General features: G+C 71.5%; 21 protein-coding genes. 16 read left to right on the forward strand and 5 right to left on the reverse strand.

From position 1 onward, the window contains the following. The first annotated feature begins 76 nt into the window (after nt 1-76). The 6 genes from O7622_RS07850 to O7622_RS07875 all read left to right on the forward strand — a co-directional run bounded on the left by O7622_RS07850 (nt 77) and on the right by O7622_RS07875 (nt 5,921). On the forward strand, nt 77-1,057 hold the full coding sequence (locus tag O7622_RS07850) for a ribose-phosphate diphosphokinase (RefSeq protein ID WP_013283956.1): 981 nt from the start codon (nt 77-79) through the stop codon (nt 1,055-1,057). Between the two features lie 285 nt (nt 1,058-1,342). After that, nucleotides 1,343-2,038 (forward strand): 50S ribosomal protein L25/general stress protein Ctc, encoded by a 696-nt coding sequence (locus O7622_RS07855; protein ID WP_013283957.1) that lies wholly within the window; start codon nt 1,343-1,345, stop codon nt 2,036-2,038. A gap of 100 nt (nt 2,039-2,138) precedes the next feature. Further along, on the forward strand, nt 2,139-2,729 hold the full coding sequence (gene pth / locus O7622_RS07860; protein WP_282312604.1) for an aminoacyl-tRNA hydrolase: 591 nt from the start codon (nt 2,139-2,141) through the stop codon (nt 2,727-2,729). A gap of 66 nt (nt 2,730-2,795) precedes the next feature. Next, entirely contained in the window at nt 2,796-3,629 is an 834-nt protein-coding gene (locus O7622_RS07865; protein ID WP_282312605.1) for an inositol monophosphatase family protein, read from the forward strand. Nucleotides 3,630-3,708: 79 nt separating this feature from the next. After that, nucleotides 3,709-4,620 (forward strand): sulfate adenylyltransferase subunit CysD, encoded by a 912-nt coding sequence (gene cysD / locus O7622_RS07870; RefSeq protein WP_282312606.1) that lies wholly within the window; start codon nt 3,709-3,711, stop codon nt 4,618-4,620. Continuing rightward, nucleotides 4,620-5,921: a GTP-binding protein gene (locus tag O7622_RS07875; protein WP_282312607.1), complete on the forward strand. Its 1,302-nt coding sequence runs from the start codon at nt 4,620-4,622 to the stop codon at nt 5,919-5,921. The genes cysD and O7622_RS07875 overlap by 1 nt, the downstream gene beginning before the upstream one ends. Nucleotides 5,922-6,017: 96 nt before the next feature. On the opposite strand, the gene galK is transcribed toward O7622_RS07875, so the two are convergent. Further along, nucleotides 6,018-7,199, reverse strand: coding sequence for a galactokinase (gene galK / locus O7622_RS07880; protein WP_282312608.1), 1,182 nt, complete (start codon nt 7,197-7,199; stop codon nt 6,018-6,020). Beyond that, nucleotides 7,196-8,170, reverse strand: a complete 975-nt coding sequence (gene galE / locus O7622_RS07885; protein ID WP_282312609.1) for a UDP-glucose 4-epimerase GalE — start codon at nt 8,168-8,170, stop codon at nt 7,196-7,198. Before galE ends, galK begins: the two co-directional genes overlap by 4 nt. 177 nt (nt 8,171-8,347) lie before the next feature. On the opposite strand from galE, the gene O7622_RS07890 reads away from it, so the two are divergent. From O7622_RS07890 to O7622_RS07915, 6 genes are all read left to right on the forward strand, one after another. After that, on the forward strand, nt 8,348-9,364 hold the full coding sequence (locus tag O7622_RS07890; protein ID WP_282312610.1) for a hemolysin family protein: 1,017 nt from the start codon (nt 8,348-8,350) through the stop codon (nt 9,362-9,364). A gap of 33 nt (nt 9,365-9,397) precedes the next feature. Then, nucleotides 9,398-10,423, forward strand: coding sequence for a tryptophan--tRNA ligase (gene trpS / locus O7622_RS07895; RefSeq protein ID WP_282312611.1), 1,026 nt, complete (start codon nt 9,398-9,400; stop codon nt 10,421-10,423). A 34-nt stretch (nt 10,424-10,457) separates the two neighbouring features. Continuing rightward, a complete protein-coding gene (locus tag O7622_RS07900; protein ID WP_282314078.1) occupies nt 10,458-11,033 on the forward strand; it encodes a 2'-5' RNA ligase family protein in 576 nt (191 codons plus the stop codon). A gap of 56 nt (nt 11,034-11,089) precedes the next feature. Further along, entirely contained in the window at nt 11,090-12,031 is a 942-nt protein-coding gene (locus O7622_RS07905; protein WP_282312612.1) for a YhjD/YihY/BrkB family envelope integrity protein, read from the forward strand. Beyond that, nucleotides 12,028-12,402 (forward strand): GntR family transcriptional regulator, encoded by a 375-nt coding sequence (locus O7622_RS07910; RefSeq protein ID WP_013283968.1) that lies wholly within the window; start codon nt 12,028-12,030, stop codon nt 12,400-12,402. Before O7622_RS07905 ends, O7622_RS07910 begins: the two co-directional genes overlap by 4 nt. A gap of 73 nt (nt 12,403-12,475) precedes the next feature. Then, nucleotides 12,476-12,919 carry a hypothetical protein gene (locus O7622_RS07915; protein WP_282312613.1) on the forward strand — a complete coding sequence of 148 codons (444 nt, stop codon included), beginning with the start codon at nt 12,476-12,478 and terminating at the stop codon, nt 12,917-12,919. A gap of 164 nt (nt 12,920-13,083) precedes the next feature. Here the strand turns inward: O7622_RS07915 and O7622_RS07920 are convergent, their stop codons facing one another. Continuing rightward, nucleotides 13,084-14,718 carry a glycoside hydrolase family 13 protein gene (locus O7622_RS07920; protein ID WP_282312614.1) on the reverse strand — a complete coding sequence of 545 codons (1,635 nt, stop codon included), beginning with the start codon at nt 14,716-14,718 and terminating at the stop codon, nt 13,084-13,086. A gap of 371 nt (nt 14,719-15,089) precedes the next feature. Then, entirely contained in the window at nt 15,090-16,157 is a 1,068-nt protein-coding gene (locus O7622_RS07925; protein WP_282312616.1) for a LacI family DNA-binding transcriptional regulator, read from the reverse strand. A 199-nt stretch (nt 16,158-16,356) separates the two neighbouring features. Between O7622_RS07925 and O7622_RS07930 the strand changes: the two genes are divergently transcribed. The 4 genes from O7622_RS07930 to O7622_RS07945 all read left to right on the forward strand — a co-directional run bounded on the left by O7622_RS07930 (nt 16,357) and on the right by O7622_RS07945 (nt 22,155). Continuing rightward, entirely contained in the window at nt 16,357-17,610 is a 1,254-nt protein-coding gene (locus O7622_RS07930) for a maltose ABC transporter substrate-binding protein (protein WP_282312617.1), read from the forward strand. Then, nucleotides 17,610-19,253: an ABC transporter permease subunit gene (locus O7622_RS07935; RefSeq protein WP_282312619.1), complete on the forward strand. Its 1,644-nt coding sequence runs from the start codon at nt 17,610-17,612 to the stop codon at nt 19,251-19,253. The genes O7622_RS07930 and O7622_RS07935 overlap by 1 nt, the downstream gene beginning before the upstream one ends. Continuing rightward, a complete protein-coding gene (locus O7622_RS07940; protein WP_282312621.1) occupies nt 19,250-20,149 on the forward strand; it encodes a sugar ABC transporter permease in 900 nt (299 codons plus the stop codon). The genes O7622_RS07935 and O7622_RS07940 overlap by 4 nt, the downstream gene beginning before the upstream one ends. 143 nt (nt 20,150-20,292) lie before the next feature. Then, nucleotides 20,293-22,155 (forward strand): glycoside hydrolase family 13 protein, encoded by a 1,863-nt coding sequence (locus O7622_RS07945; protein WP_282312622.1) that lies wholly within the window; start codon nt 20,293-20,295, stop codon nt 22,153-22,155. A 73-nt stretch (nt 22,156-22,228) separates the two neighbouring features. Here O7622_RS07945 and O7622_RS07950 read toward each other — a convergent pair whose 3' ends face one another. Continuing rightward, nucleotides 22,229-23,614 carry a tachylectin-related carbohydrate-binding protein gene (locus O7622_RS07950; protein WP_282312624.1) on the reverse strand — a complete coding sequence of 462 codons (1,386 nt, stop codon included), beginning with the start codon at nt 23,612-23,614 and terminating at the stop codon, nt 22,229-22,231. Nucleotides 23,615-23,636: the final 22 nt, after the last annotated feature.

The raw sequence follows: 23,636 nt of genomic DNA on the forward strand, positions 1-23,636 counted from the left end.
GGGGGCATACTGCAACCGAACAGTCCCCGGCCCCACCGCCGCCGGGCACCACCGACATACGGGAGCAGACGGGCCCATGGGCAGCATCGTCGCCGAAAACCGCAAGAGCCTGATGCTCTTCTCCGGGAGGGGTTTTCCGGAGCTGGCCAAGGAGATCGGTGAGGTGCTCGGCGTCGCGCCGACGCCGGCCGACGCGTACGACTTCGCCAACGGCGAGATCTTCGTACGGTACAAGGACTCGGTCCGTGGTTCGGACGCCTTCGTGGTGCAGTCCGTGACGCACGGCGTGAACACCTGGGTCATGGAGACCCTGATCATGGTCGACGCGCTGAAGCGCGGCTCGGCCAAGCGGATCACCGTGGTACTGCCGTTCTACCCGTACTCGCGGCAGGACAAGAAGCACCGCGGCCGGGAGCCGATCTCGGCGCGGCTGATCGCGGATCTGCTGAAGACGGCGGGCGCGAACCGCATCCTGACCGTGGACCTGCACACCGCGCAGATCCAGGGCTTCTTCGACGGCCCGGTGGACCACCTGTTCGCGATGGACGTGCTGGCCGAGTACGTGGAGCACAAGTACGCGGGCCGGCCGATGACTGTGGTCGCGCCGGACTCGGGCCGGGTGCGCGTGGCCGAGCGCTGGACCGACCGGCTGGGCGGCTGCCCGCTGGCGTTCATCCACAAGACCCGTGATCCGCTCAAGCCGAACCAGGTGGTGGCGAACCGGGTGGTCGGTGAGGTCGAGGGCCGGGTGTGCCTGATCGTGGACGACATGATCGACACCGGTGGCACGATCACCAAGGCGGCGGACATCCTCAAGGAGCAGGGCGCGGCGGAGATCGTGGTCGCCTCGACCCACGCGCTGCTGTCCGACCCGGCGACGGAGCGGCTGAAGAACAGCCCGATCAGCGAGGTCGTGGTGACGAACACGCTGCCGCTGCCGTCGGAGAAGCAGCTGGACAAGCTGACCGTACTGTCGATCGCCCCGCTGCTGGCGCGGGCGATCCGGGAGGTCTTCGACGACGGCTCGGTGACCACCCTGTTCGGTGGCCTGAGCTGAGCGCGCGGTCCGGCCGCCGGGAGTTCCCGGCGGCCGGGCCGATGCCCTGCGGAAACCGGCGGGGCGGTGATATGGGGGACTGCCGGAGAGCCGGGAATTCCCTCGGGTAGACTGGTGCGGTTGCCACGGCGAGGGTGCCCGGCGGGCTGCTGACAAGCACCGCACGGAGGCGCCGTCATCGACGCGGTGCTCCGGGCGGTCGTTCATGACCCTAGCCCCAGCGAGCCCCTCGCCCCAGCACCGCCAGACGACAAGCCGCCGCAGCGAAGCATCAGGAGTTTCCCCGTGTCCGAGGTAAAGATCAGCGCCGAGCCCCGTACCGAGTTCGGCAAGGGTGGTGCCCGTCGTACCCGCCGGGCCGGCAAGGTGCCCGCCGTGCTGTACGGTCACGGCGAGAAGCCCAAGCACATCGCGCTTCCGGCGCGGGAGTTCGCCGCCGCGATCCGCAAGGGCGGCGCGAACCAGCTCTTCGCGATCGAGGTCAGCGACGGCACCCAGGTGCTGGCGCTGCCGAAGGCGATCCAGCGTGACCCGATCAAGGACACCTTCGAGCACGTGGACCTGCTGCTGGTCCGCCGCGGCGAGAAGGTCACCGTCGAGGTCCCGGTCCAGCTGACCGGTGAGGCCGCGAAGGACACGCTGATCGTGCACGACCACGACACGCTGTCGGTGACCGCCGACGCGACCAAGGTGCCGGACCACCTGGAGGCCTCGATCGAGGGCGCCGAGCCGGGCACCACGATCACCGCCGCCGACGTCGAGCTGCCGGCCGGCGTCGAGCTGGCCACCGACGAGGAGACCGCTGTCGCCTCGGTGACCGCCGCGCCGACCGCCGAGCAGCTCGAGGCCACCCTCCCCGAGGTCGAGGAGGCCACCGAGGAGGCCGAGGCCGAGGTCGGCGAGGAGACCGCCGAGGGTGCCGAGGGCGCTCCGGCCGCCGAGGGCGAGGAGGCCCCGGCCGAGGCGAAGACCGAGGCCTGACCGGTCCGCAAGGCTGTGCGACAGGCGTCCCCGGTTCCCGGGGGCGCCTGTCGGCGTATCGGGACGGCTGGTCGGGCGAGCGAGCGGGAAGGGGCGTCGGGTGACGGACGAGGCGGGGCCGTGGCTGGTGGTCGGCCTGGGCAACCCCGGCCGGGAGTACGCGGGCAACCGGCACAACGTCGGGTTCATGGTGGCCGACCTGCTGGCGGCCCGGGTGGGCGCGAGGTTCGGGCGGCACAAGCGCGCGATGGCCGAGGCCGCCGAGGGGCGGCTGGGGTTCGGCGGTCCGAAGCTGGTGCTGCTGAAGCCGTTGACGTACATGAACCTCTCCGGCGGTCCGGTGGCCGGGCTGGCACAGTTCCACAAGATCCCGCCGGCGCACGTGATCGCGGTGCACGACGAGCTGGACATTCCGTACGGGCAGGTGCGGGTGAAGTGCGGCGGCGGCGAGGGCGGGCACAACGGCCTGCGCTCGATGTCGAAGTCGCTCGGCACGAAGGACTACGTGCGGGTGCGGTTCGGCATCGGCCGGCCGCCGGGCCGGCAGGACCCGGCTGACTACGTACTCTCGGATTTCTCCCCGGCGGAGCGCAAGGAGCTGGAGTTCCTGGTGGACCGCGCGGCGGACGTGGTGGAGTCGGTTGTTCTCAAGGGCGTGGAGCCGACGCAGAACCTGTACCACGGGGGTTGACCGGCGGGGCGGAGCCCGGCCGGTAGCCTCGGGCGACGGGATGCGAAGGCGGGTGACGGGAGCAGCATGGGCAGTCCTCCGATGATCGACGGCGGGTTCGCCCGGTGGCTGGCGTCCCGGGCCGGTCAGGCGCTGACGGCCCTGCGCGCGGAGATGGGCTTCGCCGACGCGGGCGCGCTCCGGTCGGCCGGTGACAAGGTCTCGCACGACCTGATCCGCACCGAGCTGGCGAAGTGGCGGCCGGCGGACGCGGTGCTGTCGGAGGAGGACGAGGGGTCGCGGCTGGCCTGGACGGCGGAGGTGACCGACGCGGCGTTGTCGCGCCTGACCGCGGACCGGGTCTGGATCATCGATCCGCTGGACGGCACCGGGGAGTACGCGGAGGAGGGGCGCGCGGACTGGGCGGTGCACGTGGCGCTCTGGTCGCGTAACGCGTCGAGGCCGCACGGTCTGGTGGCGGGCGCGGTGGCGCTCCCGGCTCAGCACCGGGTGCTCGGCACGGACCACCCGCCGGCGTACCCGCCGATGACAGTGGAGGCGGCCACCGGGGGCGGCGCGCGGGTCATCCGGTTGGCGGCCAGCCGTAGCCGTCCGCCGGTTTTCCTGACCGACCTGGCGGAGGACGTCGGCGCTCATCTGGTTCCGATGGGCTCGGCGGGCGCGAAGATCGCCGCCGTGGTCACGGGTGAGGTCGACGCGTACATCCACGCGGGCGGTCAGTACGAGTGGGACTCGGCCGCTCCGGTCGCTGTGGCGACGGCCACCGGTCTGCATGCTTCCCGGATCGACGGTTCTGCGCTGAAATACAACGGGGCCGACCCGCGCCTACCGGATCTGCTGGTCTGCCGCAAGGATCTCGCGAGTCGGTTGCTTGCGGCGTTGCAGCGGCATTCCGGGTAACCTGAGCGTTCTTCTTCACGAGTCCGACCTGAAAGGTCTGGAATCCGATGTACGGATCCGTGCGAATCGAGTTCGTGTCATGACGGCCCCCGCCGCGTACCAGGTGTCGCACCTCGACGCGCTCGAGGCGGAGAGCATCTTCGTGATGCGCGAGGTCGTCGCCGAGATGGAACGGCCGGTGCTGCTGTTCTCCGGCGGCAAGGACTCGATCGTGATGCTCCGGTTGGCCCAGAAGGCGTTCGCGCCGGCCAACATCCCCTTCCCGGTGATGCACGTGGACACCGGGCACAACTTCCCCGAGGTGCTCGACTACCGCGATCAGCGGGTGGCCGAGCTGGGCCTGCAGCTCATCGTGGCGAGCGTGCCGGAGGCGCTGAACAAGGGCCTGGTCCGCGAGTCGGCCGACGGCATGCGCAACCGGATCCAGACGCCGGTGCTGCTGGAGGCGGTGGAGAAGCACCGCTTCGACGCGCTGTTCGGCGGTGCCCGGCGCGACGAGGAGAAGGCGCGGGCCAAGGAGCGGGTGTTCAGCTTCCGCGACGAGTTCGGCCAGTGGGATCCGAAGAACCAGCGTCCGGAGCTGTGGGCGCTCTACAACGGCCGGCACCACCCGGGCGAGTCGATCCGGGTGTTCCCGCTGTCGAACTGGACCGAGCTGGACGTCTGGCACTACATCGAGCGGGAGCGGATCCCGCTGCCGTCGATCTACTACGCGCACGAGCGCGAGGTGATCGAGCGCGACGGCATGCTCTACGCGGTGAACGAGTTCTTCCGGGCCCGCGCCGGTGAGCAGCCGTTCAAGGCCCAGGTGCGGTACCGGACCGTGGGTGACGCCTCCTGCACCGCGGCGGTCCGCTCGGACGCCGACACGGTGGAGAAGGTGATCGAGGAGGTGGCCGCCACGCGGATCACCGAGCGCGGCGCGACCCGCGGCGACGACCGGGTCAGCGAGGCCGCCATGGAGGACCGCAAGCGAGAGGGCTACTTCTGATGAGCGTCGAGACCCTGGCCCCGGCCGAGAGCGAGACCGCGCGGCCGATGGACCTGCTGCGGTTCGCCACCGCGGGCAGCGTCGACGACGGCAAGTCGACGTTGATCGGCCGTCTGCTCTACGACACCAAGTCGCTGTTCAGTGACCAACTCGCCGCCGTCGAGGCGGTCAGCGCGGCCCGGGGCGACGAGTACACGAACCTGGCGCTGCTCACCGACGGCCTGCGCGCCGAGCGGGAGCAGGGCATCACCATCGACGTGGCGTACCGCTACTTCGCCACGCCGCGGCGGAAGTTCATCATCGCCGACACCCCGGGGCACATCCAGTACACCCGGAACATGGTCACCGGCGCCTCCACCGCCGACCTGGCGCTGATCCTGGTGGACGCGCGTAAGGGCCTGGTGGAGCAGTCCCGCCGGCACGCGTTCCTCTGCTCGCTGCTGCGGGTGCCGCACCTGGTCCTGTGCGTGAACAAGATGGACCTGGTGGACTGGTCGCAGGAGGTCTACGAGCGGATCGCGGACGAGTTCACCGCGTTCGCCGCGAAGCTCGACGTGCCGGACCTGACAGTGGTGCCGGTGTCCGCGCTGCAGGGCGACAACATCGTCACCCGCTCGGAGAACATGCAGTGGTACGAGGGCCCGTCGCTGCTGCACCACCTGGAGCGGGTGCACATCGCCTCGGACCGCAACCTGGTCGACGTGCGGTTCCCGGTGCAGTACGTGATCCGACCGCAGTCCACCACCGTCACCGACTACCGGGGTTACGCCGGTCAGGTGGCCTCCGGCGTGCTCAAGCCGGGCGACGAGGTGATGGTGCTGCCGTCGGGCTTCACCAGCCGGATCGCCGCGGTGGAGACCGCCGACGGCCCGGTGGACGAGGCGTTCCCGCCGATGTCGGTGACGGTCCGGCTGACCGACGAGCTGGACATCTCCCGCGGCGACATGATCTGCCGGCCGAACAACGCCCCGACGGCCGTGCAGGACATCGAGGCGATGGTCTGCTGGATGGACGAGACACGGCCGTTGCAGGTCGGCGGCAAGTACGCGATCAAGCACACGACCCGTTCGGCGCGGGCGATCGTGCGCGGGCTGCACTACCGGCTGGACATCAACTCGCTGCACCGCGACGAGACGGCCGGTGAGCTGAAGCTCAACGAGATCGGCCGGGTCCGGCTGCGCACCACGGTTCCGCTGCTGGCCGACGAGTACCGCCGCAACCGCACCACCGGCGGCTTCGTGATCATCGACGAGTCGACGAACCGTACGGTCGGCGCCGGCATGATCGTCGAGGCCGGCTGACCCTGGGTGTAAGGAGGGGCCCCTTGTTAACAGTGCGCTGTTAACAAGGGGCCCCTCCTCTACCGCAGGCGTTAATAAGGGGCCCTTCCTTACACCTCAGTCCAGGCGGGTGACGCCGCCGGCCGGGAGCACCGTGAGTGTGCCGGGGGCGGTGAAGCCGCGCTCGGCGTACGCCTCCGTGACGGCGGCGGCCACCGTGTCGGCGGCCTCGGCGTCGACCAGGGCGAGCACGCAGCCGCCGAAGCCGCCGCCGGTCATCCGCGCGCCGTACGCCCCGGCGGCCAGCGCCGCCTCGACCGCGGTGTCGATCTCCGGGACGGTGATCTCGAAGTCGTCGCGCATGGAGGCGTGCGAGGCGGTCAGCAGCGGACCGGTGTCGCGGACCCGGCCGGCGCGCAGCAGCGCGACGGTGTCGAGCACCCGCTGGTTCTCGGTCACCACGTGCCGGACCCGGGGGCGGGTCTCGTCGTCGTCGAGCCGCTTCAGTGCGGCGTCGAGGCCGGCCACGTCGACGTCGCGCAGCGCTGTCACGCCGAGCGTCGCGGCGGCCCGCTCGCAGCTCTTGCGCCGGGCCGCGTACTCGCCGTCCGCGTGCCGGTGCGGCGCCCGGCTGTCGATCACCAGCACGGCCAGCCCGGCGCCGTCCAGGTCGAACGGGATCTGCTCGATCTCCTCGGTGCGGCAGTCGAGGAACAGCGCGTGTCCGGCCCGGCCGCGGATCACCGCGGACTGGTCCATGATCCCGGTCGGCGCGCCGACGTAGTCGTTCTCGGCCCGCTGGGCGAGCCGCGGCCACCGGCCGGCGGGCAGGTCGAGCCCGCCGAGGTCGACCAGCGCGGCCAGCACCGCCGACTCGATCGCCGCCGACGAGGAGAGCCCGGAGCCGACCGGCACGTCGGAGGCGACGGCGAGCCGCGCGCCCGGCACGTCGTGGCCGTCGGCGCGCAGCGCCCACACCACCCCGGCCACGTAGGCGGCCCAGCCGTCGACCCGGCCGGGCTCGCCGGCCTCCGCCGCGCCGAACTCGACCGGCTCGTCGTCCAGCTCCGACCAGACGGTCCAGCGTCCGTCGGGGGCGGGCGCGGCGGCGACCACGGTACGCAGCGGCAGCGCGAAGGGCAGCACGAAGCCGTCGTTGTAGTCGGTGTGCTCGCCGATCAGGTTGACCCGGCCGGGAGCCGCCCAGCGGCCCGCCGGCTCGGCGCCGTACCGCTGCCGGAAGCCGGCCGTGGCGCGGTCGGCGACCGTCGTGCCGGCCGGCGTGCCCTCTGCGCTCACGCGGACTGCTCGCGGTAGAACGCCCAGGCGTCGCCGACCATGTCGTGCAGGGTCGGCTTGGCCGGCGTCCAGCCCAGCTCGTCGCGGGCCAGCGCGGAGGACGCGACCAGCTCGGCCGGGTCGCCCTCACGGCGGGGGGCCACCTCGACCGGCACCGGGTGCCCGGTGACCTCGCGGACCACGTCGACCACCTGCCGGTTGGTGAAACCGTTGCCGTTGCCCAGGTTGTAGATGCGGTGCCGGCCCGGGGTGGCCGCGTCCAGCGCGAGCAGGTGGGCGCGGGCCAGGTCCTCCACGTGGATGTAGTCGCGCACACAGGTGCCGTCGACCGTGGGGTAGTCGTCGCCGAAGAGCTGGAGCTTCTCCCGCCGCCCGGCGGCCACGTCGAGCGCGATCGGGATGAGGTGCGTCTCCGGGTCGTGCCGCTCGCCGATGGCCAGCCCGTCGCGCAGGTACGCCCCGGCGACGTTGAAGTAGCGCAGCGAGACGGCGGCCAGGTCGTGCGCGATGGCCTCGGAGGTGAGCGCCATGTCGACGGCCAGCTTGGTGGCGCCGTAGGTGCTGGTGGGGGCCTTGACGGCGGTCTCCGGGATGGGCAGCTCGGTGGGGTTGCCGTAGACGGCGGCGGTGGAGGAGAAGACCATCCGGGGCACCCGGGCGGCGCGGACCGCGTCGATGAGCGCGATCGAGCCGACCGTGTTGGTGTGCCAGTACAGCTCGGGGCGGATCATCGACTCGCCGGCGGCGATCAGGGCGGCGAAGTGCAGCACCCCGTCGAACCCGGCGCCGGGGGTCAGCACCCGGGCGGCCTCGTGCACCGGCAGCTCGACGTGGGTGGCGTCGGGGGAGAGGGCCTCCCGATGACCGGTGCGCAGGTCGTCCAGCACGGTCACCTGGTGGCCGTGGTCGAGCAGCATCCGGGTCACCACGCTGCCGATGTAGCCGGCGCCGCCGGTGACGAGCAGTTTCACGTCGGTCCTCCTGCCTGGGCCGCGTCCCGCGGCGGCCGTCCCGTGATCACCCTACGGCCGGGGGCTGTGTCACGGCTGTCGAGTTGAGCCCACCTATATTCCATCATAATCCTTCACGATTGAACAGATCCGAACATCGGGCCGAGCGTACGGTGGCCGCTGTCTACCATCCTTCTCATGCGGGAGGGTGGTGGTCCCGGGCCCCGGCGGCGACCGTCGGGGCGGCCCCGACGCGAACCCGGCCCGCTGGCCCGCACCGTGGCCCGGCTCGTGGTGCGCGGCGCCGACGGCGCCATCCGCCTGGTGACCGCCCTGCTCGGGGCCAGCCCCACCGCCGGGCGGGAACGGATCAGCGAAGCCGAGCTACGTGACCTGGTCGCGGCGAACACGCTGCTCGACCCGGACGAACGGCGGATCATCGACGAGGTGCTGGTCGCCGGCGCCCGGTTCGTCCGCGAGGTGATGGTGCCCCGCACCGAGGTGGTCTTCCTCAGCGCGGCGCTCCCGCTGGCGCAGGCCCAGCGGCTGGTCCGGGCCGGTCCGCACACCCGCTACCCGGTGGTCGACGGCACCCACGACGACGTGGTCGGCATGGTGCACCTGCGGGACGTGCTGCTGCGCCCGGAAACGGACCGGCCGCTGCTGGTCGGCGACCTGATCCGGGAGGTGAAGCGCCTGCCGGACAGCAAGCGCGTGCTGGCGGCGCTCACCGAGATGCGCCGGGAGGGCCACCACCTGGCCGTCGTCGTCGACGAGTACGGCGGCACCGCCGGCATCGTCACGTGCGAGGACCTGGTGGAGGAACTGGTCGGGGAGATCCGGGACGACGAGCACGGCCCGCTCGAACCGGAGCCCACCGGCCTGCCCGCCGTCGTCGACGGCCGGCTCAACCTCACCGACTTCGCCGAGCGCACCGGAGTGGCGCTGCCCGCCGGGCCGTACGAGACGGTGGGCGGGTACGTGATGGCCGTCCTGGGCCGGCTGCCGGTGGCGGGCGACGAGGTGCCGGTGGCTGTCGACCCGGCCACCGGACCGGTCCCCGCCGATCCGGCGGGCTGGCTGCTGCGGGTGCTCACGCTCGACGGCCGGCGGGTGTCCCGCCTGGCGGTCTCCGCCGCACGGCTGCCCGAACCCCGGCGCGAGGTGAACGGTCCGCTTCCACCCGTACCCGCCCGATCCACCGGCCCGTCATGACGGACGCCGGGGCTTGCTGACAGAATTGCCGCCATGTCCGACGTACCCGCCCGCCCGCGCGTCTTCTCCGGCATCCAGCCGACGGCCGACTCGTTCCACCTCGGCAACTACCTGGGCGCGCTGCGGCACTGGGTGGCGTTGCAGGACAGCCACGACGCCTTCTACTGCGTCGTCGACCTGCACGCGATCACCGCGGGGCACGACCCGAAGGTGCTCAAGCGCCGCAGCCGGCTCGCCGCCGCACAGCTGTTCGCGCTCGGCCTGGACCCGGAGCGCAGCACGCTGTTCGTGCAGTCGCAGGTGCCCGAGCACTCGCAACTGGCCTGGGTGCTCGGCTGCATCACCGGCTTCGGCGAAGCCGGCCGGATGACCCAGTTCAAGGACAAGTCGCAGAAGCAGGGCAGCGAGCGGGCCAGCGTCGGCCTGTTCACGTACCCGATCCTCCAGGCCGCGGACATCCTGCTCTACCAGACGAACGCGGTGCCGGTCGGCGAGGACCAGCGGCAGCACCTGGAGCTCTCCCGCGACCTGGCGCAGCGGTTCAACTCGCTGTTCGGCAGCACCTTCACCGTGCCCTCCCCGCACATCGTGAAGGACACCGCGAAGATCACCGACCTCCAGGACCCGACGGCCAAGATGTCGAAGTCGTCGTCCTCGCCGGCCGGCATCATCGACCTGCTGGAGGACCCGGCCCGGTCGGCCAAGAAGATCCGCTCGGCGGTCACCGACACCGGCCGCGAGATCGTCTTCGACGCCGAGGGCAAGCCGGGCGTCACCAACCTGCTGACGATCTACTCCGCCCTCTCCGGCCGGTCCGTCGACGATCTGGTCGCCGCGTACGACGGCAAGGGCTACGGCGACCTGAAGAAGGACCTCGCCGAGGTGGTGCGGGACTTCGTCACGCCGATCCAGGAACGCACGAACGCCTACCTGAACGACCCGGCCCAGCTCGACAAGCTGCTGGCGCGGGGCGCGGAGAAGGCCCGGCCGGTGGCCGCCGGGACGCTACGGGACGCGTACGAGCGGGTCGGCTTCTTCCCGCCGGTGCGGTTCGAGTAACGGCCCGGACGGGCGGGAACGGGTGACGCAGCCGGTGACCGGAGGGGTGGCGCGCGACGTGGCGGGCAGTGACACGGCGCCGGGCGGCGCGGACACGATCCAGATCGGGATCGCGGTCGACGTCCCCGAGCCCTGGGGCGGGCTGCTCACCCGCCGCCGGGTCGAGGCCGGCGACCCGCTCGCCGTCCCCGCGCACGTCACCCTCCTCGGGCCCACCGAGATCCCGGGACGCGCGCTGCCCGCAGTCGAGGAACACCTGGACCGGGTCGCCGCCGCGCACCTGCCGTTCACGCTGCACCTGCGCGGCACCGGCACGTTCCGCCCGGTGACCCAGGTGGTGTTCGTGGCGGTGGCGGCCGGGATCAGCGAGTGCGAGCTGCTGGCCGCCGCTATCAACTCGGCCCCCGAACTGCGGCGCGAGCTGCGCTTCCCGTACCACCCGCACGTCACTGTCGCGCAGGACGTGCCACCCGAGGTGCTCGACAAGGCGTACGAGGATCTCGCCGACTTCTCCGCGTTGTTCCAGGTGGACGCGTTCACGCTGTTCTCGCACAGCGGGGCGACCCGGTGGCAGCCCCGCCGCGACTTCCGGCTCGGCGGCCGCAGCTGAACATCCGACCGGCCGGGGCCCCTCCGCCACGGGCGGAGATCGGCGAGGATGACGGGGTGAACGTCTTCGGCCGGATCGAGGCGGCGGTGGGGCGCCGCATCGACGCGGCCCGGAGCCGCTCGTCGGTCTTCGACCACGTCTGGCGGGCCGGGACGCTCTACGCCGACCTGCTCGCCGGGCGGCTCGCCGCCGCCATCGCGTACTACGGCTTCTTCGCCGTGTTCGCGCTCGCGCTCGTCGCGTACTGGGTCTTCGGCGCGGTGCTCCGGGACAACGAGGAGGTCAGCCGCGCCGCGGCCCACTTCCTGGAGGAGAACCTGCCCTTCCTCGACCCGGCGCAGATCGCCGAGAGCAGCGGCACCGTCGGCGTGGTCGGCCTGGTCATCCTGGTCTTCACCGGCATCGGCTGGGTGGAGGCGATCCGTTCCTCGCAGCGGCTGATGTACGGCTTCAACCAGCAGCCCGGCAACCTCGTGGTGCGGCGGCTCGTCGACCTGGGCGTGCTGGTCGCGGTCTTCGTGCTGCTGTTCGTCTCGGTCGCCGCCGTGGACGCGCTGGAGTCGCTGCTGCGCTTCCTGCTGCGCAGCACCGGCTCGGTCGGTCTGACCACGATGAGCGCGCTGCTGAGCGTGCTCGTCAACGCCGTGCTCGCCGCCGCGCTGCTGCTCGCGGTGCCCCGGCTGCGGATGAGCCGGCGCCGGCTGCGCCCGGCGGTCCTGACCATCGCCGTCGGGATCACCCTGCTGAACACAGTCGGGCGCTACTACGTGGTACGCACCGAGCGGAACCCCGCGTACACGGTGGTCGCCACCGCCGTGGGCCTGCTGCTCTACCTCTACCTGCTCAACCAGCTGGTGCTCTTCGGCGCGGCGCTCGCCGCGACCAGCCGGTACGGCCGGGTGGTGGACCTGGCCGAGGGCGGTGCCCGGGAGGTGGACGTGGAGGCGGACGTGCTCGACGACGAGACCGAACCGGGCACACCGGGAGGGGCGGGATGAGCGCGCGGATCCGGATCGACGCCGAGTCGGCGGTGCCGCCGTACGAGCAGGTGCGGGCGCAGTTCGCCGCGCGCATCGGCGACGGGCGGCTGCCGGTGGGCACCCGGCTTCCGGCCGTGCGGCAGCTCGCCGCCGACCTGGGGCTGGCTGTGAACACGGTGGCGCGGGCGTACCGGGAACTGGAGGGCGCCGGGCTGGTGGAGACGCGGGGCCGGCACGGCACAGTGGTCGCCCCCGGCCGGGACGACGCCACCGACCGGCTGCACCGGGCCGCCGCCGAGTACGCCGCCGAGGCGCGTCGCCTGGGCGTCGCGCCGGAGCGGGCGGTCGCGCTGGTCCGCGCGGCGCTGGACGCCGGTACGCGTGGCTGAGCGTGGTCCCCGAAGCGGGGAGAGTCCGATGATTGCGTTCCCCGGGCCGATGCGCGGCGACCATGATGGGCCGGTGGGCGCACTCGTGACACTGGACCTGCCGGACGACTCCCCGATCCGGGGTCTGCCGTGGATCATCACGTTCGGCCCGCTCGGCGCCGAGGACGACTGGGAGCCGGTGGTCTGCGGCCCGTACGAGCGACGGCACGCGCTGGCGCTGGCCGAGGCGGTGGTGGCCGACGAGCAGTTGATGGCGGTGGTGGAGCCGCTGCTGCCGGCGCTCACACCGGAGGAGATCCGCGGCGAGATCGCGGCCGCGCAGATCGCCGCCGAGGACGAGGCGGCCGAGATCGACCAGGCGGACCTCTACGGCGACTTCGAGGACGTCATCGACGAGGAACTGGAACGCGCAGCCGAACGCGATCCGGAGCCCGAACCGGCGGAGGCACCCGACCGGGAGGAGATCCGGGCCGGGTTCGCCCGGATCGCCGCGCTGCTCACCGCCAAGGGCGGCTGAGGAGGCTCAGCACCACGTGTCCGTGCTCGATGGACGCCGGCCCCCCGGGAGCGGACTCCCGAGGGGCCGGGGCCACCTCACCCCCCACCACAAGGGGTCGGCAGCCCAGCCGCCCGTCGGCGCGGGGCACAACGGACGGCCAGGTCGTTGGCGGGTTACCCGGCTCAGCGCCGTTCGAACCACGCAGCCGCGTCCACCGGCAGGACGTGTCCGTCGCCCCGCTCGGTGAGTTCGGCGCTGGCGACGAGCGGGCGGCCGTAGCCGCTCACCGTCACGCCGGCGCCGCTGATGTTCACCACGCACGTCACCTCGGCGTCCCCGGCGGTGCGACGGAACGCCAGGACGCCGGGCTCGGTCTCCAGCCAGGTGATGGCGTCCAGGCCGGCCAGCGCCGGGTGCTCGTGCCGGGCACGCAGCGCGGTCCGGTACAGCTCCAGCGTCGAGCCGGGCACCCCGGTCTGGGCGGCCACCGACAGCGACCGCCAGGTCGCCGGCGCCGGCAGCCAGCTCAGCTCGCTGCCGTCCGGCCCGAAGCCGTACGGGGGCAGCTCGCCGCCCCACGGGATCGGCACCCGGCAGCCGTCCCGGCTCTCCCCGGTACGCCGGAACGCCGGGTCCTGACGCAGCTCGTCGGGAAGGTCCAGCACCTCCGGCAGGCCCAGTTCCTCGCCCTGGTAGACGTACGCGCAGCCGGGCAGCGCGAACATCAGCAGTGCGGCGGCACGGGCACGGCGCAGGCCGACCTCGCCGTCGCCGTACCGGGTGACGTGTCGCTGCCGGTCGTGGTTGGAGAGCACCCAGGTGGTCGGCGCGCCCACGATCGTGGACTCGGCCAGCGCCGTGTCGATCACCTTGCGGAACGAGTCGGCCGACCAGGTGGCGTCGAGGAAGTCGAAGCTGAACGCCTGGTGCAGCTCGTCCGGGCCGATGTAGCGGGCCAGCCGCTGCGGCGTCTCGGCCCACGCCTCGGCGACCGCCATCCGGCCGCCCGGGTAGCTGTCCAGGATCGGCCGCCAGGCGCGGTAGATGTCGTGCACCTCGTCCTGGTCGAAGTACGGCAGCCGGCCCTTGCCGAGCAGCTCGGACTGGCGCTGGCCGGTGGTCATCGAGTTGAAGCCCACGTCCGGCAGGCCCTCGGCCTTGATCATCCCGTGCGCCACGTCGATCCGGAAGCCGTCCACGCCACGGTCCAGCCAGAAGCGCAGCACGTCCTCGAACTCGGCCCGTACCTCCGGATGGCGCCAGTTCAGGTCGGGCTGGGCCGGGTCGAACAGGTGCAGGTACCACTGGCCGTCGACCACGCGCGTCCACGCCGGACCACCGAAGATGCTCTCCCAATCGTTCGGCGGCAGCTCGCCCTGCTCGCCCTTGCCGTCGGCGAACAGGTAGCGCTCACGCTCCGGCGAACCCGGTCCGGCGGCCAGCGCGGCGGCGAACCACGGGTGCGCGCTGGAGGTGTGGTTCGGCACCATGTCCACGATGATCCGCAGACCGAGCGCGTGCGCGTCGGTGATCATCTCGTCGAAGTCGGTCAGGTTGCCGAACAGCGGGTCGACGTCGCGGTAGTCGGCCACGTCGTAGCCGGCGTCGACCTGCGGCGAGGTGTAGAACGGCGTCAGCCAGAGCGCGTCCACACCGAGGTCGCGCAGGTACGGCAGGCGCTGCCGGATGCCCTGGAGGTCACCCACACCGTCGGAGTTCGCATCGGCGAAGCTGCGGACGTACACCTGGTAGACGACCGCGGACCGCCACCAGTCGTCGTCGGCGGTGCGTGGGGCGGTGCTGGGGGCGGTGGTCATCGGTGTCGATCCCGTTCTGTGGCGGCTTCTGGTGCGGCGCAGGGTGTCGTAGCAGAATGCCGCCATCGCACTGCAAGAGTCAAGCATTCCTTGCGCAAGAAATGACAGCCGTCACCCGCGCCGACGTCGGCCCGGACTCCCGCATCCCGGGACGCCCACCCACTCACCCCCACCGCCCACCCGCCCCCGCCAGGTCCGGCCCGTACCCCTCGGCCCGGGTCCGGCCCGGCCCGGGCCCGGGACCAGAGGCGGTGATCAAGGGGTTTGTGTCCGGGAGGGAGATCGACTCCGCCGCAAACTCCTTGATCAACGGGGAGAAGGGGGGCGGGGAGCGGGGGGCGGGGAGGAGGCGGCGGGGAGGAGGCGGCGGGTCAGGCGGGGACTGGGAGGGAGGGGGCGGAGCGCTGGCGCTTCGGGGGGTCGACGGGGCGGGCCACCGCGGTCGAGCCGCGTACCACCAGCTCGGGCCGGAACAGGTACTCCGAGTTCGGGGAGGGGTGGCCGTTGATCTCGTCGACCAGGGCCCGCACCGCGGCGACGGCCATGGCGGCGACCGGCTGGCGCACTGTGGTCAGCGGCGGGTCGGTGAACGCCATGAGCGGGGAGTCGTCGTACCCGACCACGGAGATGTCGCCCGGCACCGACAGCCCGCGCTGGCGGGCGGCCCGGATCGCGCCGAGCGCCATCAGGTCCGAGCCGCAGACCAGTCCGGTCACGCCGCGCTCGATGAGCCGGCCCGCGGCCGCCTCGCCGCCCTCCACGCCGAACAGGGACAGCTCCGTCAGCTCGGCCAGCTCGTCCTCGCTGATATCGGTCAGGCGCCCCATCGCGGCCTTGTAGCCGGCGACCTTGCGCTGCACCGGCACGAACCGGTCCGGGCCGGTGATCAGGCCGATCCGGCGGTGCCCGAGCGCGACCAGGTGGGCGACCGCGAGTTCGGCGGACTCCCGGTCGTCGCAGGAGACGAACGGCGCGGGGATGCCCGGGGCGTAACCGTTGATCATGACGATCGGCAGCGGCCGGGCCAGCAGCGTGCGGTAGCGGTCGTGGTCCGCGGCGGTGTCGGCGTGCAGGCCGGAGACGAAGACGATGCCGGAGACCTGCCGGTCCAGCAGCATCTCCACGTACTCGTCCTCGCGGACGCCGCCCGGCGTCTGGGTGCAGAGCACCGGGGTGTAGCCGGTGGGGGCGAGCGCGGACTCGATGATCTGGGCGAACGCCGGGAAGATCGGGTTGTCCAGCTCCGGCACGACCAGGCCGACCAGCCCGGCGCTGCGCTTGCGCAGCCGGGCCGGTCGTTCGTAGCCGAGCACATCGAGGGCGGTGAGGACGGCCTGCCGGGTCTCGGGGGCCACACCGGGGCGGTCGTTGAGCACCCGCGACACCGTGGCCTCGCTGACTTCAGCCTGTTGGGCGATGTCGGACAGTCGAGCGCGCATGTGCGGCACTTTAGCCCAACGGCAAAGTCTTGCGTACACTTCTGCAAACCCTTCCATTCTCTGAAACCCCTTGCTAACGTCCCCGCAACATGCGAGAGCAGCGGCGCAGCACCCCGGCGCCGGTCAGCAAGAAATTTCAGAGGTTTCCACTGGCGGGCCGCCCTTCCCCCGGCGGGCCGCCATGACGACAGGAGTACCGATGCGCATCCGTACCGCGGGTGTGGTCGCCGTCCTCGGCCTGGCGCTCGCCGCCTCCGGCTGTGGTGACAGCGGCAGCGACGACAAGCCGGCCGCCGGCGAGTCCGCCAAGGCGACCGGCGGCAAGCTGGTCATCTGGGCCGACGACAAGCGCACGGCCGCCCTCAAGCCGTTCGCCGAGGAGTTCGGCAAGGAGAACGGCGTGACAGTCGAGGTCCAGGCCGTCTCCAAGGACCTGCAGACCAACTTCGTCACCGCCTCGCAGCAGGGCAGCGGCCCGGACGTCGTGGTCGGCGCGCACGACTGGATCGGCAACCTGGTCCAGAACGGCGCCATCGACCCGGTGCAGCTCACCGCCGAGCAGAAGTCCGGCTTCAACGAGACCGCCGTCAAGGCCGTCACGTTCAACGGCCAGCTCTACGGCGTGCCCTACGCCACCGAGAACGTCGCGCTGATCCGCAACACCGAGCTGGCCCCCGAGGCGCCGAAGACGATCGAGGACCTGGTCGCCGCCGGCAAGAAGCTCAAGGCGGAGAAGAAGGCCAGCGAGATCCTGTGCCTGCAGTCCGGCCAGAACGGCGACGCGTACCACATCTACCCGCTGTACACCTCGGGCGGCGGCTACCTGTTCGGCACCTCGGCGAACGGCGACTACGACCCGAAGGACCTGGGCGTGGGCAAGCCGGAGTCGATCGCCGCCTTCCAGAAGATCGCCAAGCTCGGTGAGAAGGGCGAGGGCGCGCTGAAGCGCTCCATCACCCCGGAGAACGCCATCTCCACCTTCACCGGCAAGAAGTGCGCGTTCCTGGTCTCCGGCCCGTGGGCCGTCGCCGACGCCAAGAAGGCCAACATCGCGTACGACATCTCCCCGGTCCCCGGCTTCGCCGGTGGCAAGGAGGCCCAGCCGTTCGTGGGCGTCCAGGCGTTCTACGTGGCCGCCAAGGGCAAGAACAAGGCCCTGGCCCAGGAGTTCGTCACCAACTACGTGACCAAGCCCGAGCTGGCCGTCGCGCTGTACAAGGCCGAGCCGCGCCCGCCGGCGCTGACCGCCGCCTTCGACCAGGTCAAGGGCGAGGACCCGGACCTGGCCAAGTTCTCCGAGGCCGGCAAGAACGGCCAGGTGCTCCCGGCGATCCCGGCCATGGCCGCGATCTGGGACCCGTTCGGCAAGGCGGAGGCCGCCATCATCGGCGGCGCCGACCCGGCCAAGACGATCACGGCCGCCGGCAAGACCATCCAGGGTCAGATCAAGTAATGAGCGCGCCGCTGTCCGGCCCGGGGTCTGCACCACCGACCCCGGGCCGGGAGCCCGTACGCCGTGGGCTCCCGCGCACGTCCCGTACCGCGCGGCAACACGCGCCGATCACCGCGACCGGCCTCGTCGTCAAGGTGGTCCTGCTCGGCCTGGTGGCCGGGATCGCGATCTGGGCGGCCTTCCCGCTCATCGAGGCCGGGCACTGGCTCGCGCTGGGCGTCCTGGCGGTCACCACCGCCGGCCTGTTCTACCTCTACCTGAGCCGCCGGCACATCCCGGCCAAGTACCTGGTCCCCGGCACGCTCTTCCTGATCGCGTTCCAGGTCTTCCCGGTGCTCTACACCGCGAGCACCGCGTTCACGAACTTCGGCGACGGCCACCGCGGCAGCAAGGACGACGCGATCGTCGCCGTGCAGACCGCCTCGGTGAAGCAGGTGCCCGGCTCGACCGAGTACAACCTCACCATCGCCACGAAGGGCGACCCGGCGACCGGCCCCCTGACCTTCCTGCTCAGCGACCCGAAGACCAAGGAGGTCTTCGCCGGCGACGCGGGCGGGCTGCGCAAGCTCGACGCCGCCGACGTCGAGGTGAGCAGCCTCAGCGGCAAGATCACCGCGGCGGACGGCTACACCCTGCTGAACATCGGGCAGGCCAGCAACCGCAGCGACGCCGTCACCGCGCTCGTCGTGCCCACCGACGAGGGCGCCATCCGTTCCAACGGCCTGACCCGGGCGTACGAGGGCAAGGCCATCCGGGCGTACGACGCCGCGTGCGACTGCGTCAAGGACAGCGAGACCGGCAGGACGTGGACCGCCGACGAGAAGTCCGGCTCCTTCGTCGCCGCCGACGGCGAGCGCCTCGCCCAGGGCTGGAAGGTCGACGTCGGGCTGAAGAACTTCGCCACGGTGCTCACCGACCGCAACATCTCCGGGCCGTTCTTCGGCACGCTGGCCTGGAACTTCGCGTTCGCGATCGGCTCCACCGGGCTGACGTTCCTGCTCGGCATGGCCATCGCGCTCGCGCTGCACTCACCCCGGATGCGCGGCACCAACCTCTACCGGATGGTGCTGATCCTGCCGTACGCCATGCCGTCGTTCGCCATGCTGCTGATCTGGCGGGACATGTTCAACACCGACTTCGGCCTGCTCAACGACCTGTTCGGGCTGGACGTCGACTGGTTCGGCGGCAGTTGGTCGGCCCGGATCGCGGTGCTGCTGGTGCAGTTGTGGCTCGGCTACCCGTACATGTTCCTGGTCGCCACCGGCGCGTTGCAGGCCATCCCCCGGGAGCTGACCGAGGCGACGTCGGTCGACGGCGCGTCACCCTGGCAGTCGTTCCGGGCGGTCACCCTGCCGCTGCTGCTGGTGGCGCTCTCGCCGCTGCTGATCGCGTCGTTCGCGTTCAACTTCAACAACGTCAACGCGATCCTGTTCACCACCGAGGGCGGTCCGTTCGCGCCGGACAACCCGACGAACGGCGCCACCGACCTGCTGATCACATACACGTACCGGCTCGCGTTCGGCGCACAGGGCGCCGAGTTCGGCCTGGCCGCCACCGTCTCGATCTTCATCTTCGCGATCGTGGCGACGGTGTCGGCGATCAGTTTCCGGCGGACCCGCAAGCAGGAGGAGGTGTACTCGTGACGACCATCGCGGAGACGCCCACGACCACCCGCAGGCCGGTCCGCCGGTCGCGCCGCCGCTGGTTCGCGCAGGTGGGCTGGCGGCACCTGGTCGGACTGCTGGCGGTGGCGTTCAGCCTCTTCCCGATCCTGTTCGTGATCTCGGCGGCGTTCAACCCGCTCGGCACGCTCTCCTCCACCGAGCTGCTGCCGACCGGCGCGTCGCTGGAGAACTTCACGAACCTGTTCGACCAGACCGCGTTCGGCCACTGGTTCCTCAACTCGCTGCTGCTCGCGGGCGTGGCCAGCTTCGCGTCGATCTTCCTGTCGTCGCTCGCGGCGTACGCGTTCTCCCGGATGCGTTTCGCCGGACGCCGGGTCGGCCTGCTCGCGCTGCTGCTGATCCAGATGTTCCCGCAGTTCCTGGCGATCGTGGCGATCTTCCTGATCTTCACCACGCTCACCGACCTCTACCCGGCGATCGGGTTCAACACCCCGTGGGGCCTGTTCCTGCTCTACATGGGCGGCGCGCTCGGTGCGAACACCTGGCTGATGAAGGGCTTCTTCGACACGCTGCCGAAGGAACTGGACGAGTCGGCGACCATGGACGGCGCGTCGCACGTGCAGGTCTTCTTCCGGATCATGCTGCCGCTGGTGGCGCCGATCCTGGCGGTGACCGGCCTGCTCGCCTTCATCGGGGCGATCAACGAGTTCATCATCGCCAACGTGTTCCTCACCGAACCCGAGTCGAAGACCCTCGCGGTCGGCATGTTCGGCCTGGTCGCGGGCGAGCGCAACAACAACTTCGGGATGTTCGCGGCGGGCACGCTGCTCACCGCGATCCCGACGGTGCTGGTGTTCCAACTGCTCCAGCGCTACATCGTCTCCGGGCTCACCTCCGGAGCGGTCAAGGGCTGAGCCTCCTCGGCTCACGCTGCGGCAAGGGCGTCGTGTCGGCGTACACCGGAGCGGTTCTCGGGCGGACCGCCGCGGTCGGGTGAAACCGGCCGCGGCGGGTGCCCGCCCCCTCTCCCTGTCGGTACGACGCGAAAGGCAGCACCATGCCCCTTCAGCCGCACCACGACGGCTCCGCGACCTACGTCCCGGAGCAGGAGCCCGCGCTCGGGCAGACCGTGCCGGTCTTCGTCCGGGCACCGGCCGGATCCGGCGTCTCCCAGGTGCACGTGCGCACCACCGGCGACGGCGAGCCGCGCTTCGCCGAGGCGCGGATCGACCGCACCGACGGCGGCGACGTGTGGTGGCGGGCCGACGTCGAGGTCCGCAACCCGGTCAGCAACTACCGCTTCCTGCTCGACGGCGCGCACGGCACCCGCTGGCTCAACGCCGCCGGGCCGGCCGGCCACGACGTGCCGGACAACGGCGACTTCAAGCTGGTCGGCTACGCCCCGCCGCCGGCCTGGGCCCGCGACGCGGTGATCTACCAGATCTTCCCGGACCGGTTCGCCCGCTCGGCCGCCGCCGACGGCCGGACCGTGCCGGACTGGGCCATCGGATGCGACTGGGACACCCCGGTCGTCGGCCGTGGCCCGGAGACGCCCCGCCAGTTCTACGGCGGCGACCTCGACGGCGTCACCGAGCGCCTGGACCACCTGGACCGGCTCGGCGTCAACACCGTCTACCTCACGCCGGTCTTCCCGGCGCGTTCCAACCACAGGTACGACGCGTCGAGCTTCGACACCGTCGACCCGCTGCTCGGCGGCGACGCGGCGCTGGCCCGGCTCGCCGACGCCGTGCACGCCCGGGGCTGGCGCCTGCTCGGCGACATCACCAGCAACCACACCGGCGACGCCCACCACTGGTTCACCGCCGCCGTCTCCGACGTGAACGCTCCGGAACGCGAGCTGTACTACTTCGACCTGCCCGGCTACGACGACTCCAACTCGGCGCGTCTGACGACGCGCGGCGACTTGGAGCCGTCGGACTACGAGTCGTGGAACGGGGTGAAGTCGCTGCCGAAGCTGAACTGGGGCAGCGCGGAGCTGCGCCGCCGGTTCGCCACCGCCGACGACTCGCTGCTGCGCCGCTGGCTGCGCCCGCCGTACGGGCTGGACGGCTGGCGGGTCGACGTGGCGAACATGACCGGGCGGCGGGGTGCTGACGCGTACACCCACGAGGTGGCGCGGCTGCTGCGCGAGGTGGTGGCCGAAACTCGGCCCGACGGGCTGCTGCTCGCCGAGCACGGCCACGACCACACAGGTGACCTGGACCGCGACGGCTGGCACGGGACGATGAACTACGTCGGCTTCACCGACCCGGTCTGGTCCTGGCTGCGCCACGGCGACGACCCGGTGCCGAACTTCCTCGGCACCCCGGGCGGGGTACGGCGGCGCGACGCGAGCGCGGTGCTCGCCACCATGAACACCTACCGGTCGCTGGTGTCCTGGCGGTCGTACACCCACTCGTGGCAGCTGCTCGGCTCGCACGACTCGGCCCGGATCCGCACCGTGGTCGGCGACGCGGCCCGGCAGGAGGTGGCAGCCGGACTGCTCGCCACCATGCCCGGCACGCCTGTGGTCTTCGCCGGCGACGAGCTGGGCCTGACCGGTACGAACGGGGAGGGCTCGCGTACCCCGATGCCGTGGCACCGGCCGGAGAGCTGGGACCGGCGCACGTTCGAGGCGTACCGGTCGTTGCTGACGCTGCGCCGCGACGAGCCGGCGCTGCGGCACGGCGGCCTGCGCTGGGTGCACGCGGACGCGGACACGCTCGTCTTCCTGCGCGAGGCGCCCACGTCGACGGTGCTGGTGCTGGCCCGCCGCGCGCCCGGTGCCCCGGTCCGCCTGACCGGCCTGGGAGCCGGGGACAACGTCTACGGCGACGCCCCCGCCCTCCACCCCGACGCCGACAACAAGGTAACCCTCCCCGCCGAGGGCCCCACCTTCCAGGTCTGGCGCCTGCACTAGAGGCCGTCCGGGTCATGAACGGACAAGCGGCGCGCCCGGCTGGTTGCCGGGCGCGCCTGCCTGTCACGAGGGACTAGACGATGCGGTTGTAGCCGCCCCAGTTGCTGCCGACCTGGCGGACGTCGCCGTACGGCGCCCCGCCGTCCCGGGTGAAGTTGTTGGAGAAGAGCCACATGGTGCCGTCGGCCTTGATGCCGAGCAGGTCGGTGAAGCCGTCGCCGTTGGCGTCGGCGGCGATGATGCGGGTGTAGTTGCCCCAGCCGCTGCCGATCTGGCGGACGTCGCCGTACGGCGCCCCGCCGTCGCGGGCGAAGTTGTTGGAGAAGAGCCACATGGTGCCGTCGGCCTTGATGCCGAGCAGGTCGGTGAAGCCGTCGCCGTTGGCGTCGGCGGCGATGATGCGGGTGTAGTTGCCCCAGCCGCTGCCGATCTGGCGGACGTCGCCGTACGGCGCCCCGCCGTCGCGGGCGAAGTTGTTGGAGAAGAGCCACATGGTGCCGTCGGCCTTGATGCCAAGCATGTCGGTGAAGCCGTCGCCGTTGGCGTCGGCGGCGATGATGCGGGTGTAGTTGCCCCAGCCGCTGCCGATCTGGCGAACATCGCCGTACGGCGCCCCGCCGTCGCGGGCGAAGTTGTTGGAGAAGAGCCACATGGTGCCGTCGGCCTTGATGCCAAGCATGTCGGCGAAGCCGTCGCCGTTGGCGTCGGCGTTGATGACGCGCTCGTAGTTGCCCCAGCCGCTGCCGATCTGGCGGACATCGCCGTAAGGTGTGGCACCGTCGCGGATGTAGTTGTTGGAGAACAGCCACATGCTGCCGTCGGACTTGGTGGCGACCAGATCGTGGAAGCCGTCGCCGGTCACGTCGGCGATCCACGGGTCACGAACCGGCGTCTCGCCGCTGCCGATGACGTTGCGGTAGCGGAGTGCGACGTAGTTGCTGGCGGGATGGGAGTCGATGAGACCGTCCGAGCCGCCGGTGAGGGTATCTGTCGCGATCTTGACCGGCGTCGAGCCGAAGGAGTAGTACTCGAAGGTGCCGGTCGACTGGTTGATCCAGCGCTTGAAGAGGATGACGTGCTCGGCCGGCGAGTTCAGGGCGTCGCCGGGAAGCAGGCTGGTCTTGCTGATCTGGGTGGCGACCTTGCCGAGGTTGCCGGTCCAGGCCGAGGCGGAGAGATGCCAGGCCATGGAGACGTACCCGGAGCAATCGGTCCGGTAGTCCTTACCGCCCTGGTCGCGGTACCAGCCGCTCTGACTGTAGGGAATGCTGCCGCGGTTGTCGTACCAGTACTGCGCCCGGCTCATGATCTCGTCGCGGCTGATCTGACCACCGACGCTCGACGCGGCGTGTGCCGCCTGCGGAGCGCCGGCGACTGTGACACCGACGCCGGCCGCCAGACCGAGCCCGGCAGCGAGGGTGACGCCGAGCGTCATGGCGGTGATTCGTCGAATCAACATGTTCTTCCACCTTTCACGGGTT

The organism is Micromonospora sp. WMMD1076 (genome assembly GCF_029581475.1).
GTDB classification, from domain to species: Bacteria; Actinomycetota; Actinomycetes; order Mycobacteriales; family Micromonosporaceae; genus Micromonospora; species Micromonospora aurantiaca.